Origin of the sequence: Pseudomonas sp. S12(2018) (assembly GCF_024355235.1) — a bacterium.
Lineage (GTDB): Bacteria > Pseudomonadota > Gammaproteobacteria > Pseudomonadales > Pseudomonadaceae > Aquipseudomonas > Aquipseudomonas palmensis.
Genome location: NZ_QLAD01000012.1, coordinates 73,016 through 86,500, shown reverse-complemented (window position 1 = coordinate 86,500; position 13,485 = coordinate 73,016). Strand labels below are relative to the sequence as shown.

Below are 13,485 nucleotides of genomic sequence, written 5' to 3'. Positions count from 1 at the left end.
CCTCGGGTCAAAGTTATTGCATTTGCAATCATACGGGGCGCATGCCTAGAATCAATTGCAAATGCAACTACTACCCGGCAGGCCTGCCGGCACTGCCCGCCACAACCCCACAGGAGGATTACCGATGCAACAGCAGCCCCCTCTGTTGAACGACCCAGATCCCGAGCAGACCCAGGAATGGCTTGAGTCCCTGGCCACCGTTGTCGAGGTGGAGGGGCGCTCGCGTGCGCACTTCCTGATCGACCAGATGCTGGACCTGGACGTGTCGCTGCACGGCGACTTTCGTGGCCGCGTCAACACCCCCTACGTCAACACCATCGGCCCCGAGCGCGAACTGCCCTACCCCGGCGACCTGGCCACCGAGCAGCGCCTGAATGCCTATATCCGCTGGAACGCACTGGCCATGGTGCTGCGCGCCGGCAAGCATTCGGGGGTGGGCGGGCATATCGCCACCTACGCCTCGGCGGCGGTGCTGTATGACGTGGGCTTCGACCATTTCTTTCGCGGGCGCACCGCGCAGTTTGCCGGCGACATGGTGTACATCCAGGGCCACTCGGCGCCGGGTATCTATGGCCGGGCCTACCTCGAAGGGCGCCTGAGCGAAGCGCAGCTGGACAACTTTCGCCGCGAGACCGACCGCGATGGCGTGTCGTCCTACCCGCACCCGCGGCTGATGCCCGAGTTCTGGCAGTTTCCCACCGTATCCATGGGCCTGGGGCCGATCACCGCGGCGTACCAGGCGCGCTTCATGCGCTACCTCGAAGACCGCGACCTCACCCCACGCCAGGGCCGCAAGGTGTGGGCGTTTCTCGGTGACGGCGAAATGGATCAGCCCGAGTCGCTGGCGGCCATCTCGCTGGCCGGGCGCGAAAAACTCGACAACCTGATCTTCGTGGTCAACTGCAACCTGCAGCGCCTGGACGGCCCGGTACGTGGCAACGCCAAGGTGATCCAGGAATTCGAGAGCCTGTACCGTGCTGCCGGCTGGAACGTGATCAAGGTGGTGTGGGGCAGCGGCTGGGATGCGCTGCTGGCCAGGGACAGCAGCGGCATCCTGCGCCAGCGCATGATGGAGTGCGTGGACGGCGAGTATCAGACCTACAAGTCGCAGAACGGCGCCTACGTGCGCGAGCACTTCTTCGGCAAGTACCCGGAACTGCTGGCGATGGTCAGCGACCTGAGCGATGACGACATCTGGAAGCTGGCTCGCGGCGGGCACGACCCGGTTAAGGTGTACAACGCCTACGCGGCGGCCGTGCGTCACACGGGGCGGCCAACGGTGATCCTGGCCAAGACCGTCAAGGGCTTCGGCATGGGCGAAGCCGGCGAAGGCCAGAACATCAACCACCAGTTGAAGAAGATGGGCGACGAGGCGGTCAAGGCCTTCCGCGACCGCTTCGGCCTGGACCTGAGTGATGAGCGCCTCGGCGAGATCCCCTACCTCAAGCCCGCCCCCGACAGCGCCGATGCGCGCTACCTGCAGGTGGCCCGTGATCGCCTGGGCGGGCATGTGCCGGCGCGCCAGGCCAGGGTCGAGCCGTTGCAGGTACCGGCCCTGGAGGCCTTCGACAGCCAGCTCAAGGGCACCGGTGACCGTGCCATCTCCACCACCATGGCGTTCGTGCGCATTCTCGGCACCCTGCTCAAGGACCCGCAGGTCGGCCGCCTCGTCGTACCGATCGTGCCCGACGAATCACGCACCTTCGGCATGGAGGGGCTGTTCCGCCAGATCGGCATCCACTCCCATGTGGGCCAGCTGTACACGCCGCAGGATGCCGGCACGCTCAGCTACTACAAGGAGAGCACCGACGGCCAGATCATGCAGGAAGGGCTCAACGAGTCCGGCGCCACCTCGTCGTGGATTGCCGCCAGCACCGCCTACGCCAACCATGGCGTGATGACCCTGCCGTTCTACATCTTCTATTCGATGTTCGGCTTCCAGCGAGTGGGCGACCTGCTGTGGGCGGCGGGCGATGCGCGCGCACGGGGGTTTCTGCTGGGCGCCACCAGCGGGCGTACCACGTTGATGGGCGAAGGCTTGCAGCATGACGACGGGCACAGCCACGTGATGTCGGCCACCGTGCCGTGCTGCGTCTCCTACGACCCCACCTATGCCTACGAGCTGGCGGTAATCATCCAGGACGGCATGCGCCGCATGTATGCCGAGCAGGAGGACATGTACTACTACATCACCGTGCTCAACGAGAACTACGCCCACCCCGCCATGCCCGAAGGCGCCGAGCAAGGCATTCTCAAGGGGTTGTACCGCCTGCCGGTAGAAAAACCGCCGCAGGGCGAGCGGCATGTGCAGTTGATGGGCAGCGGTTCGATACTGAACGAGGTGCTGGCGGCGGCGGATATTCTGCAGCGTGATTTCGGCGTCAGCAGCGAGGTGTGGAGCGCCACCAGCCTGACCGAGGTGCGGCGCGAGGCGCAGGCGGTGGAGCGCTGGAACCTGCTGCACCCGCTGCAGGCGCCGAAGACGCCATACATCGAAACGCTGCTGCAGGGGCATGCGGGGCCGGTGGTGGTGGCCACGGACTACATGAAGATCCATGCCGACCAGATCCGGCCGTGGGTGACCGGAAGGCGTTTCGTGGCCTTGGGTACCGACGGCTTCGGCCAGTCGGACACCCGCGAGGCGCTGCGCCGGCATTTCGAGGTGGACCGCCAGTTCATCGTGCTGGCGGCGCTGAATGCGCTGGCGGCGGACGGGGTGATCGAGCGCGAGGTGGTGGCCGGCGCGATCGAAGCGCTGGGCATCGACCCTGGCAAGGTTGATCCTGCTTCGGTCTGATAGATCGCGGCGTACCCATCGCGGGTCAAGCCCGCTCCCACAAAGGCCATGAAGATCCCTGTGGGAGCGGGCTTGACCCGCGATGGGCTCACCTTGCCTGCGGCGCCTTACTGCCCCGCCCCCAGCTCATCCTGGGTCAGTATCGCCTTGGCCAGGTCTTCGTCACTGGCCTGCAACCCAGGGTTCTGCTGACGGATACGCTGCAGCATCGACTCCAGGTACACACCGCGAATTTCGCCGCCGCTGGCGATGAACGTCGAAGCATCATCGCGCGCCGGAATCACCAGCTTGTCGTCCTTGAAGGTCGAGTACAACGAGGCGGAAACCCCGGCGGAGGTGGCGACATCGCGACCATCCACACGGGCCAGGGCCGTGCCCAAAGGCAGGCAGAGCACAAGGGAAGAAACCAGCAGTAAACGGCGCATGACGATGCCTCCGTGATGGGGGGGAACCTACATTCATTAGGATAGGCCCCCCAGGCCAAGAGTTCCCGCCAATATCCCTACCCGCCCACCGAAGCCCGCCATGCTGGCTATATTGAAACCCTGGTCCCCATTCCCGAGCGTGACGAGAGGTGAACATGTACACCATTGGCTATGCAGCGCAGCACCGCGAAGCACCGCTGGCACCCTTCAAGTTCGAACGCCGCGCCCTGCGCCCCAACGACGTGGCGATGCAGATCCTGTACTGCGGCGTATGCCACTCCGACCTGCACCAGGCCCGCGACGACTGGGGTTTCAGCCGCTACCCGATCGTGCCCGGCCACGAGATCGTCGGGCGCGTGACCGAGGTGGGCAGCCAGGTCACCCGCTACAAGGTCGGTGACGCCGTGGCGGTGGGCTGCATGGTCGACTCCTGCCAGCAGTGCGACCAGTGCCGCAAGGGCGAGGAACAGCTGTGCCGCGAGAACAACACGCAAACCTACAACAGCCTGGACCGCATCACCCGCGAACCCACCTACGGCGGCTATTCCAAGCACCTTGTAGTGCGCGAGGAGTTCGTGCTGCGCGTGCCCGACGGCCTGGACCTGGCCAAGGCCGCGCCGCTGCTGTGCGCCGGCATCACCACCTACTCGCCGCTGCGCACCTGGAATGCCGGGCCCGGCAGCCGCGTCGCGGTCATCGGCCTGGGCGGGCTGGGGCACATGGCCGTGAAGCTGGCGGCGGGCCTGGGTGCCGACGTCACGGTGCTCAGCCGCACCCCCGACAAACTCGATGATGCGCGGGCGCTGGGCGCCGACAAGCTGCTGGTGTCGTCCGACGCCAAGGCCATGGCCGCCGCGCGCTCCAGCTTCGACCTGATCATCGACACGGTGCCGGTGCGCCATGACGTGTCGCCCTACATGTCGCTGCTGGACGTGGACGGCACCCTGGTGATCGTCGGCCAGGTGGGGCCGATCGACGAACAACTGACCGTGCCGTTCATCCTCGGCCGGCGGCGCCTGGCCGGCTCGCCGATTGGGGGGATTGCGCAAACCCAGGAGATGCTCGACTTCTGCGCGAAGAAGAACATTCTGCCGGAGTGTGAAATGATCCGCATGGACCAGATCAACGAGGCGTTCGAACGCATGCAGCGCTCCGATGTGCGCTACCGCTTCGTGATCGACATGGCCTCGCTCGACGACACCACCGGCGCCTGACGCGCCTCACTCCCCTACCGAACCACAAGGGCCTCCCATGCTGCAGATACTCGGCAAAGCTTCCTCCATCAATGTACGCAAGGTGCTATGGGCCTGCACCGAGCTGGGTATCGCCTTCGAGCGCGAGGACTGGGGCTCGGGCTTCAGGTCCACCTTCAGCCCGCAGTTCCTGGCCCTCAACCCCAACGCCATGGTGCCGGTGATCAAGGACGGCGACTTCGTGCTGTGGGAGTCCAACAGCATCCTGCGCTACCTGGCCAACCAGTACCACGGGCAGCACCTCTACCCCGCCGAGCCCCGGGTGCGCGCACGGGTGGACCAGTGGATGGACTGGCAGGCCACCGACCTCAACAAGTCCTGGACCTACCCCTTCCTGTCGCTGGTGCGCCATTCCCCCGACCATCAGGACCCCGAGGCACTGGCGGCGGCATGCAGGCAGTGGACCACCAACCTGCAGATCCTCGACCGCCAGCTCGAATCGACCGGCGCCTACGTCAGTGGCCAGGACTTTTCACTGGCGGACATCGCCATCGGCCTGTCGGTCAATCGCTGGTTCGAAACCCCGCTGGAGCATCCGGATTTTGCAGCGGTTCGGGCATACTACGAGCGTCTGACCGAACGCGAAGGGTTTGTCATCCATGGAAGAAACGGTACCCCGTAACGCCACCGTCACCACCGAAACCTCGGTGCGCCGCCGCTCGCTGCTGGCCGGCTGCAGCGCCCACGCGGTGCACGACGGGCTCACCGACGTGATCTACGTGCTGCTGCCGCTGTGGCAGGCGCAGTTCGGTCTCAGCCTGGCCCAGGTGGGCCTGTTGCGCGGGGCCTATTCCGGGATGATGGCCGGCTTTCAGCTGCTGGCCAGCCGCGCGGCACGGCGCTTTGGCCGCGAGCGCCTGCTGGTGGGCGGCACGCTGCTGGCCGGCGTGGCCTACCTGATTGCCGGCCAGGCCACGGGCCTGGGTGTGCTGCTGGTGGCGCTGATGCTGGGCGGGCTGGGCGCCAGTACCCAGCACCCGCTGGCCTCCTCGATGATCACCGACAGCCACGCGGCGGGCGGCGGGGTCAAGCAGGCGCTGTCGCACTACAACTTCGCGGGCGATATCGGCAAGGCGGTCATTCCGGGCCTGATGGGCGTGCTGCTGGTGGCCGTCAGCTGGCGTACCGGTGCAACGCTGCTGGGCGTGCTGGGTGTGGCTGCGGCGGTGTTGCTGTGGTGGCTGATCCCCTCCCGGGCCCAGGCCCTGGCGGCGGGCGGCAAGGCGCCGAAGCTGGCCACCGGAAACGGCTCGCCGGGCGGCCTGCGTGCCCTGCTGATGCTGGGCATGCTCGACAGCGCGGTGCGCATGGGGTTTCTGACCTTCCTGCCGTTTCTGCTCAGGCTCAAGGGCGCCGGCACCGCCGGTATCGGCCTGGCGCTGACGCTGCTGTTCGTGGGCGGGGCCTTCGGCAAGCTGCTGTGCGGCTACCTGGGCGCACGCATCGGCCTGCTGAAAACCGTCTCGCTCACCGAAGCGGGGACCGCACTGTTGATCGTGCTGGCGGTGGTGCTGCCGTATTCGGCCACGCTGGTGATGCTGCCGTTGCTGGGCCTGGCGCTGAACGGCACCTCGTCGGTGCTGTATGGCGTGGTGCCGGAGCTGGCGGCTGCCGGCAAGCACGAGCAGGCCTTCGCGCTGTTCTACACCGGCACCATCGGTGGCGGCGCGCTGGCACCGGTGGTGTTCGGGCGGCTGGGGGACGTTACCGGGGTGCCCACGGCGGTGGTGGTGCTGGCGGCCACGCTGCTGCTCACGCTGCCGCTGGCGTGGCGGGTGAACAAGGGCTTGGTGGCAGAATAGAAAAGAAGGCGCGGGAGTCTCGGCGCCTTCCTGGTTTTGTGCGGGGTGTGGCGGGGGTTACAGGGGGGAGATGGTACCCAGTGCTCCGATTGCGAAGGCCAATACCAGAAAGCCGAATACAAAAATTGCCATCTTGCCCATGGGAGCTCCTAACTGAGGGGGTGCGGCTGTCGAAGGCCACATTGTCTGCCCCCTTCTGATCTGGAAACAGATGCAGCTAGCGAGGCAAAAAGCGGATCAGATGAGTTCGGCTCAAAAGCCCAGGCTGGGCGCAACCGTCTACCGCGCCCACCGCCTCGCCCCCGCCACACACAGGATCACCCCCACCGTCACCCCCAGCATACCCGGGCTGACCTGCTCGCCCAGCAACCCCGCCGCCAAGGCCAGGCCAAAGAACGGCTGCAGCAGCTGCAACTGCCCCACCGCCGCAATCCCGCCCTGGGCCAGGCCGCGGTACCAGAACACGAAACCGATCAGCATGCTGAACAGCGACACATACCCCAGGCTCACCCACGCCGGCAGGCTGATACCCGCGAACGTCGACGGCGCCAGGTACCAGGTCAGCACCAGCATCACCGGCAACGACACCAGCAGCGCCCAGCAGATCACCTGCCAACCGCCCAGCGCCCGCGACAACCGCGCCCCCTCGGCATAACCCAGGCCGCACACCACCACCGCCAGCAGCATCAGCAGGTCACCCTGGGGCGACGCCGCCAAGCCCTGCGACAACGCAAAGCCCACCACCATCAAGCACCCCAGCACCGAAAACAGCCAGAACACCGGGCGCGGGCGCTCGCCCCCGCGCAGCACGCCAAACACCGCGGTGGCCAGCGGCAGCATGCCGATGAACACGATCGAATGCGCCGAGGTCACGTACTGCAAGGCCAGCGCGGTCAGCAGCGGAAACCCCACCACCACCCCAAGCGACACCACGATCAAGGGCATTACCTGAGCCCGGGTCGGGCGCGGTTGCCTGAGCAGCATCAGCAAGGCCAGCGCCAGTACACCGGCAATGGCGGCACGCGCCACGGTGAGGAACACCGGGTCGAATTCCAGCACCGCCAGGCGCGTGGCCGGCAAGGAGCCGCTGAAAATCACCACGCCGATCAGGCCGTTGATCCAGCCACGGGTGGTGTCGTCCAGGGTACGAGGTTTGAGAGTCTGTTCCATTGAAGTCACGCTCGACAGGTTGCAGGGGTAAGGGCACGCTTGCCAAAAACCATGCTAGGGCCGACGATCAGCACAATCAAAAAATCGTCATGGATACATCTGCACATGCCTCGCTCGCGCTACAAGGCCCTGGTCGACACCTTCGCCGCCGACATTCGTGACGGCAGGCTCGCCCCTGGCACCCGCCTGCCCACCCACCGTCACCTGGCCGCGACCCATGGCCTGGCCCTGGTCACCGCGTCACGGGTATATGCCGAACTCGAGCAGATGGGCCTGGTGAGCGGCGAGACCGGGCGCGGCACCTTCGTGCGCGAAACCTCGCTGCCGCCCGACCTGGGCGTCGACCAGCAGGTGGTGGCCGCCGGCATGGCCGACCTGAACTTCAACTACCCGGCATTGCCCGGCCAGGCCGACCTGCTGCGCAGCGGCTTGCGCCAGCTGGCACTGAGCGGCGACCTGGAGGCGCTGCTGCGCTACCAGCCCCATGCCGGGCGCGCCCATGAACGCGCCTGCATCGCCCGGCACCTGCTCGGTTGCGGGCTAAAGGTGAATCCAGAGCAGGTACTGATCGTCAGCGGCGCCCAGCACGGGTTGGCCGTGGTGCTGATGGCCCTGCTGCAGCCCGGCGACGTGATCGCGGTCGACGCCCTCACCTACTCCGGGTTCAAGGTGCTGGCCGAGGCGTTGCGCCTCGAGATGCTGCCGATTCCGGTCACGCCCCACGGGCCGGACCTCGGCGCCCTGCAGCGGCTGTGCCGCAGCCGCCCGGTACGCGCGGTGTACAGCATGCCCACGCTGCACAACCCGCTGGGCTGGGTGATGAGCCTGGAGCAGCGCGAACAACTGGTGTCGATTGCCCGCACCCACAACCTGCACCTGATCGAGGACGCCGCCTACGCCTTCCTGGCCGACGACGCGCCGCCGCCCCTGGCCCAGCTGGCACCGGAGCGCACGCTGTACGTGTCAGGCCTGTCGAAGAACGTCGCCACCGGCCTGCGCGTGGGCTTCATTGCCGCGCCGCCGCACCAGGTTGCCGCGCTGGAGCGCTCCATTCGCGCCACCACCTGGAACACCCCCGGGGTGATGACCGCCATTGCCTGCGCCTGGATCGAGGACGGCACGGTGGAGCGCCTGGAAGCCGAGAAGCGCGCCGATGCCCAGGCCAGGCAGGCCATCGCCCGCGAAGTACTGGCGGGCATGCCCTGCGTCACCCACCCCACTTCGTACTTTCTGTGGCTACCGCTGGCCGATGACGCCCGCGCCGAACAGATCGCCGCCGCCCTGATGCGCGAACAGGTGGCGGTGTCCACCGCACAGCCCTTCGCCACCACCAGTCACGTGCCGCGTGCACTCAGGCTGGCGCTGGGCTCGGTGGACCTGGACACGCTGCGCGCGGCGCTGGCGAAGGTACGCTGGGTGGTGCAGGCGTACTCCTGAAGCCCACGCCTCAGAAGTCGTAGCGTGCACTCATGCCCAGGGTGCGCGGCGTACCCAGCACCCCGGTGTAGGCGCCGTTGGGCGAGTTCCACAGGGTGGTGTAGTAGGTTTTGTCGAAGGCGTTCTTCAGCCACAGCGACACGTCCCACTGGCCCTGGCCCCAGTCGCCGCGCACCCCCGCCGACAGGTTGACCAGCGCATACCCCGGCAACTGCGCCAGGCGCGAATCGTCCACCGTGCCCACCGCCTGCGAGCGCCAGGCGTAGTTGCCGTTCACGTAGGGTTGCAGGCCGTTGTCCAGGTCCCACTGGTAGCTGGCGCTGGTGTTGGCAATCCATTTGGCCGCGCCCACCACGTTATGCCCGCTGAGGTCGCAGGCGGCCGGGGCGCCGGGGCGCAAGGCCACCTCCGCCGGGCATGGGGCGTTGTCGTAGGACAGGTAGCGCACATCGTTCCACGAGCCGTTCAGGCTCAGCGTCAGGCCACGGCTCACCCGCCAGGTACTGTCCAGCTCAAGGCCACGGCTGCGCACGCTGCCGGCGTTGGTCAGGTAGCTGGTGAGGTTGGCGTCGTCGTAGGCGTTGGTCTGGTAGCCGTGCACAATCGTCCAGAACAGGTTGGCATTGAGTTGCAGGCGCTGATCCAGCAGCGTGGTCTTGATGCCCAGTTCGGCGTCGTTGGCCCGTTCGCTACCGATCAGCAGCGAGTCGGCGCCGGCCACCGGGGCGCTGGCCACGCTGAGGTTGACCCCGCCGGACTTCTCCCCGTGGGACAACGAGCCATACGCCAGTACCTGGTCGTTAACCCGCCAGGCCAGGCTGGCCAGCGCCGACGGGCTGAAGCTGTAGAGGCTCAGGTCGCCCGAATCATAGGCGCCCACACGCCCCTGCCTTACCGCTGCCGCCGCACCCGTCACGCTCGCGCCGCCCACCGGGGCATCGCGCGTCACCCTGGCCTGCTTGCGCTCGTAGGTACCGCGCAGGCCCAGGCTCAGGTCCAGGCGCGGGGTCAGGTGCCAGGTGCCCTGGGCAAAGGTGGCGAAACTGTCGGTGTCGATGCTGCCGTGGCCCACGCTGTTCACATCGTTCAATGCGCCCTGCGGGGTGCCGTTCCAGGTGTCGGCCAGCGGCCCGTACTCGGTGAACACGCGGTTCTGCATCTGCTGGCGAAAGTAATAGCCGCCCACCACGTAATCGAACCGCTCACCCAGCGGCGAGGCCAGGCGCAGCTCTTGCGAATACTGCTTGTCGCGGGCCGACTGGCCTACGTTGTGCATCACGTCCACGTTCAGTTCGTCGTCGTTGCGCGGGGTGAAGTCCCACCAGCGGTAGGCGCTGATCGACGTCAGCGTGAAGCCATCGGCCAGCCCCCAGTTCGCCTCCAGCGAGGTGCCGCCCTGGAACACCGTGACACGCTGGTCGGCATCGAGGTTGACCCTGCGCCCGTCGACCAGCGTCGCGCCCACCGCCTGGGCCCGCTGTTCATAGCGGTTGACCCCGTTGATGGTCGGCCCGGTGCTGAACAGCGAGCGCGTGCCGGCGCTGGAGTGCTCCTCGTTGTAGTCGCCGATCCAGCGCAGGCTGAAGTCTTCCTGCGGCTTGAACAGCAACTGCCCGCGAAAGCCCTGGCGTCGGCCGCCGCCCAGGGTGTCGCCGTCGAACCGGTTCTCCACGTAGCCGTTCTCGTCGGTGCGGTAGGCCGCCACCCGCCCGGCCAGCGTGTCGGTCAACGGCCCCGACACACCGCCCTGCACCTGCCGGTAGCCGTCCTCGCCCAGCGACGTCGACACGTTGCCCTGCGGGGTGAAGGTGGGCTGGCGGGTGGCGATGTTGAGCACCCCGGCCGTGGTGTTCTTGCCGAACAGGGTGCCTTGCGGGCCGCGCAGCAAGGCGATCTGCTCGATGTCCAGCAGGTCGAACACGGCCATGCCGGGGCGGCCCAGGTAGACGTTGTCGAGGTAGATCCCGGCGCTGCCCTCCAGGCCGTCACTGGCCGGGTTGTTGCCCAGCCCGCGAATCGACAGGCTCGACTGGCGCGGGTTCATGAACGCCACGTTGACGCTGGGCATGGCCTGTTGCAGGTCCTGCAGGCGATACAGGCGCTGGGCCTCCAGGGCCTGGGCGCCCAGCACGCTCAGGGGGGTGGGCACGTGCTGCGCCTCTTCGCTGCGCCGGCGCGCCTCGACCGTCACCGGGGCAAGGGTCGGGGCGTCGGTGGGGGTAGGTTCAGTGGCTGACGCAGGCAGTGACAGCAGGCCCAGTGCGGCCAGGCACAGGGGGCGTGGATAAGGCAGCTTCATCATCGATTCCTTTGGGGGTATGGCGGTACCTCGCTGCGCGTGGTGTGCGTGAGCGTGAGGGTGGGTGCTGGTGCGCTGTGTTCAGGCTTTCAGCCAGGGAATGTCGTCGCGCTGGTAACGGTGCGCGCGGAAGATCGCGTTGTTCTCGCCCGGCAGGTAGCGGCGCGAGGCCGCATCGGGGTAGGCGGCAAAATGCGGGTTGATGTACTCCCACACCACCTCGCCGGCCGGCGTCACTTCGAACAGGCGGCCGAAGTTGGCCTCGGTGATCAGCGTGTTGCCGTTGTGCAGGCGTTGCGCACCGCCCATGAACGGGGTGAAGAAGGCGTAGCCGGGGGTATCGGCGTACTGCCATTCGATGCGCCGGGTCAGCGGGTCGATCTCCAGGATGCGCGAGTGCGGCATCGACACGTGGGGCCGCGAAATACCGTTGTCGAACACCAGGATGCGGCCGTCCTCCAGCTCGCTAGGGCAATGCTGCTGCGCCACCAGATCGTGGCCCAGACGCCACAGCACCTCGCCGCTGCCGCGCTGCACGGCGATCACCGACGACACGCTGCGCAGGCTGAGGATCACCTTGCCATCGCGACCCGGGGTCACCGCGTTGGTCATGGGCCAGTGGTAGCGCTCGAAGGTGTCGTGCAGCGGGTAGTCCTCGGGGCGCAGGTGCTCCCAGCTGCGCCACTCCCACACCACCTGGCCCTGGCGATCCACCTCCTTGACCACATCGGCATAGATCACCCCGCCCGCCGCCTCGCTGCCGGGAATACCGCCCACCACGCGGCTGGCCAGCTCGGGGCTCAGGGGCTCGACCGTGGTGTACAGCAGGTGGCCGTTGTCCAGCCACTGGGCATCGTGGTGGTGCAGCAGGTCGGTGTGCTGCCACACCACCTCGCCTTGGGCGGTGACTTCACTGAAGGCGCCGCCGTGCCACACCGACCAGCCTGGGAACAGCTCGGGGGAGTCGGGGTGGTTGCCGTTGTAGCCCAGGTTGCCGTTGGGCAGTATCACCGCGTCGCGACCGGGGCGCTGGGGCAGCTTCCAGCGGTGTACCACTTCGCCGTCCAGGTCGATCAGGAACACGTTGCCGTCGGCGGTCTGCGGTGCGAACAGGGTGTAACCCCCGGCGCTGCGGGCGTGGTCCACGGCAACCAGGCCGGTCCTGTGGCGTTTGAGGGTCGGGGTGTGCAGGGCAGTCATGACGTTTCTCCGGGTGAGTGATGCCCTGCCGACGGCAGGCCGGCATGGCAGGTCGAGTTGAAGTGTTTAGTCAGGTTGTGGCAGCAAACTGTTGAAACGGCTATCGAATACCTGTTCAACCTGCAGCGGTTTTGGGATCAGGCGCTCGGCGGCGAAGGCATCGGCCAGGCGTTGCTGCAAGGCGATGATCGAAGGGTCGATGGGCACATAGCGCAAGTGCTGGTGCGCCAGCATCTCGCGCACCAGCTCAAGGGGCAGGCGCGTGCTGCCTGCCAGCGCCTGGGCCCAGGCATCCGGGTGGGCGGTGGCCCAGGCCTGCGCCCTGGCCAGGCGCACCATCAGCTCGCCCAGCTGTCGAGTACGCTGCGGGTCGGCCAGGGCCTGGCCGCTGGCGACCGTGAAGTTAAGGCCGGTCTCGGGCCAGGCCGAGCCGTCCACCAGCACCCGGGCGCCGTGGGCGGTGGCCTGCCCGACAAAGGGGTACCACACCGCCCAGGCGTCCAGGTGGCCACTGGCAAAGGCGTTTTGCGCATCGATGGGGCTGGCATAGGCGATCTTCACCTCGCGAGGGCTCAGCCCGGCCTGGCGCAGCGCGGCCAGCAGCAGGTAGTGGCCGCTGGAGCCCTTGGCCACCGCCACGCGCCGGCCCTTGAGGTCGGCCACCTGTTGCACCGTCGAGCCTTGTGGCAGCAGCAGCGCATTGTTGTTCTGAGCGCCGTCGGCCACGCCGATGATACGGATGTCGAAACCACCGGCCTGGGCAAACACCGGCGGCGCATTGCCCACCACCCCGACATCCACCGCCCCGGCACTCAGCGCCTCGAGCAAGGCCGGGCCGGCCGGGAACGGGTGCCAGCTCAGGGGCAAGGTCAGGGACTCAGCCTCCCCGGCGGCCTGCAGCAGGGTTTGTACCAGCCCGCTCTGGTCGCCGACCCGCAGCGCGGCAGGTGCGGCGCTGACGGCCTGGGCCAGCACCATGCCGGCGCACAGCGCCACGGCGCGCAAGGTGGTGCGGCGGGCGTGCAGGTGCTTGGCAGCAGCAGCGAATAACGGCATTGTCGTCCCCTTGTTTCGTGTTGAACCCAGTATGTCGAGGCCCCCC

Annotated in this window: 10 protein-coding genes; 5 read left to right on the top strand and 5 right to left on the bottom strand. The window is 67.3% G+C overall.

Translation table 11 applies throughout. The annotated features are described in order from the left end of the window. Window positions 1-124 precede the first annotated feature (124 nt). The gene (aceE, locus tag DN388_RS23895) at window positions 125-2,797 is read left to right on the top strand and encodes a pyruvate dehydrogenase (acetyl-transferring), homodimeric type (protein WP_255002448.1); all 2,673 of its coding nucleotides are present in this window, start codon (window positions 125-127) and stop codon (window positions 2,795-2,797) included. 107 nt (window positions 2,798-2,904) lie between these two features. Here the strand turns inward: aceE and DN388_RS23890 are convergent, their stop codons facing one another. Next, window positions 2,905-3,222 (bottom strand): DUF2388 domain-containing protein, encoded by a 318-nt coding sequence (locus DN388_RS23890; protein WP_043860539.1) that lies wholly within the window; start codon window positions 3,220-3,222, stop codon window positions 2,905-2,907. Window positions 3,223-3,377: 155 nt separating this feature from the next. Between DN388_RS23890 and DN388_RS23885 the strand changes: the two genes are divergently transcribed. From DN388_RS23885 to DN388_RS23875, 3 genes are read left to right on the top strand one after another with little or no spacing between them, the layout of a single operon-like run. After that, window positions 3,378-4,436 (top strand): NAD(P)-dependent alcohol dehydrogenase, encoded by a 1,059-nt coding sequence (locus tag DN388_RS23885; protein ID WP_058540721.1) that lies wholly within the window; start codon window positions 3,378-3,380, stop codon window positions 4,434-4,436. Window positions 4,437-4,473: 37 nt separating this feature from the next. Continuing rightward, the gene (locus tag DN388_RS23880; RefSeq protein WP_043860541.1) at window positions 4,474-5,097 is read left to right on the top strand and encodes a glutathione S-transferase family protein; all 624 of its coding nucleotides are present in this window, start codon (window positions 4,474-4,476) and stop codon (window positions 5,095-5,097) included. After that, window positions 5,075-6,277 carry an MFS transporter gene (locus DN388_RS23875; RefSeq protein WP_255002444.1) on the top strand — a complete coding sequence of 401 codons (1,203 nt, stop codon included), beginning with the start codon at window positions 5,075-5,077 and terminating at the stop codon, window positions 6,275-6,277. Before DN388_RS23880 ends, DN388_RS23875 begins: the two co-directional genes overlap by 23 nt. A gap of 279 nt (window positions 6,278-6,556) precedes the next feature. On the opposite strand, the gene DN388_RS23870 is transcribed toward DN388_RS23875, so the two are convergent. Next, window positions 6,557-7,447, bottom strand: a complete 891-nt coding sequence (locus tag DN388_RS23870; protein WP_253087006.1) for a DMT family transporter — start codon at window positions 7,445-7,447, stop codon at window positions 6,557-6,559. Window positions 7,448-7,552: 105 nt separating this feature from the next. Here DN388_RS23870 and DN388_RS23865 point away from each other — a divergent pair, with 105 nt between their 5' ends. Further along, window positions 7,553-8,884 carry a PLP-dependent aminotransferase family protein gene (locus DN388_RS23865; RefSeq protein WP_255002441.1) on the top strand — a complete coding sequence of 444 codons (1,332 nt, stop codon included), beginning with the start codon at window positions 7,553-7,555 and terminating at the stop codon, window positions 8,882-8,884. Window positions 8,885-8,894: 10 nt separating this feature from the next. Here the strand turns inward: DN388_RS23865 and DN388_RS23860 are convergent, their stop codons facing one another. The 3 genes from DN388_RS23860 to DN388_RS23850 all read right to left on the bottom strand — a co-directional run bounded on the left by DN388_RS23860 (window position 8,895) and on the right by DN388_RS23850 (window position 13,439). Further along, window positions 8,895-11,183 (bottom strand): TonB-dependent receptor, encoded by a 2,289-nt coding sequence (locus tag DN388_RS23860; protein WP_255002439.1) that lies wholly within the window; start codon window positions 11,181-11,183, stop codon window positions 8,895-8,897. A gap of 81 nt (window positions 11,184-11,264) precedes the next feature. Beyond that, on the bottom strand, window positions 11,265-12,383 hold the full coding sequence (locus tag DN388_RS23855; protein ID WP_236176913.1) for an aryl-sulfate sulfotransferase: 1,119 nt from the start codon (window positions 12,381-12,383) through the stop codon (window positions 11,265-11,267). Between the two features lie 66 nt (window positions 12,384-12,449). Then, on the bottom strand, window positions 12,450-13,439 hold the full coding sequence (locus tag DN388_RS23850; RefSeq protein ID WP_255002436.1) for an ABC transporter substrate-binding protein: 990 nt from the start codon (window positions 13,437-13,439) through the stop codon (window positions 12,450-12,452). Window positions 13,440-13,485 lie beyond the last annotated feature (46 nt).

Bases quoted from the DNA above. Each gene is read 5' to 3' on its own strand.
- aceE (WP_255002448.1), top strand. From the start codon at position 125: ATGCAACAGCAGCCCCCTCTGTTGAACGACCCAGATCCCGAGCAGACC.
- DN388_RS23890 (WP_043860539.1), bottom strand. From the start codon at position 3,222: ATGCGCCGTTTACTGCTGGTTTCTTCCCTTGTGCTCTGCCTGCCTTTG.
- DN388_RS23885 (WP_058540721.1), top strand. From the start codon at position 3,378: ATGTACACCATTGGCTATGCAGCGCAGCACCGCGAAGCACCGCTGGCA.
- DN388_RS23880 (WP_043860541.1), top strand. From the start codon at position 4,474: ATGCTGCAGATACTCGGCAAAGCTTCCTCCATCAATGTACGCAAGGTG.
- DN388_RS23875 (WP_255002444.1), top strand. From the start codon at position 5,075: ATGGAAGAAACGGTACCCCGTAACGCCACCGTCACCACCGAAACCTCG.
- DN388_RS23870 (WP_253087006.1), bottom strand. From the start codon at position 7,447: ATGGAACAGACTCTCAAACCTCGTACCCTGGACGACACCACCCGTGGC.
- DN388_RS23865 (WP_255002441.1), top strand. From the start codon at position 7,553: ATGCCTCGCTCGCGCTACAAGGCCCTGGTCGACACCTTCGCCGCCGAC.
- DN388_RS23860 (WP_255002439.1), bottom strand. From the start codon at position 11,183: ATGAAGCTGCCTTATCCACGCCCCCTGTGCCTGGCCGCACTGGGCCTG.
- DN388_RS23855 (WP_236176913.1), bottom strand. From the start codon at position 12,383: ATGACTGCCCTGCACACCCCGACCCTCAAACGCCACAGGACCGGCCTG.
- DN388_RS23850 (WP_255002436.1), bottom strand. From the start codon at position 13,439: ATGCCGTTATTCGCTGCTGCTGCCAAGCACCTGCACGCCCGCCGCACC.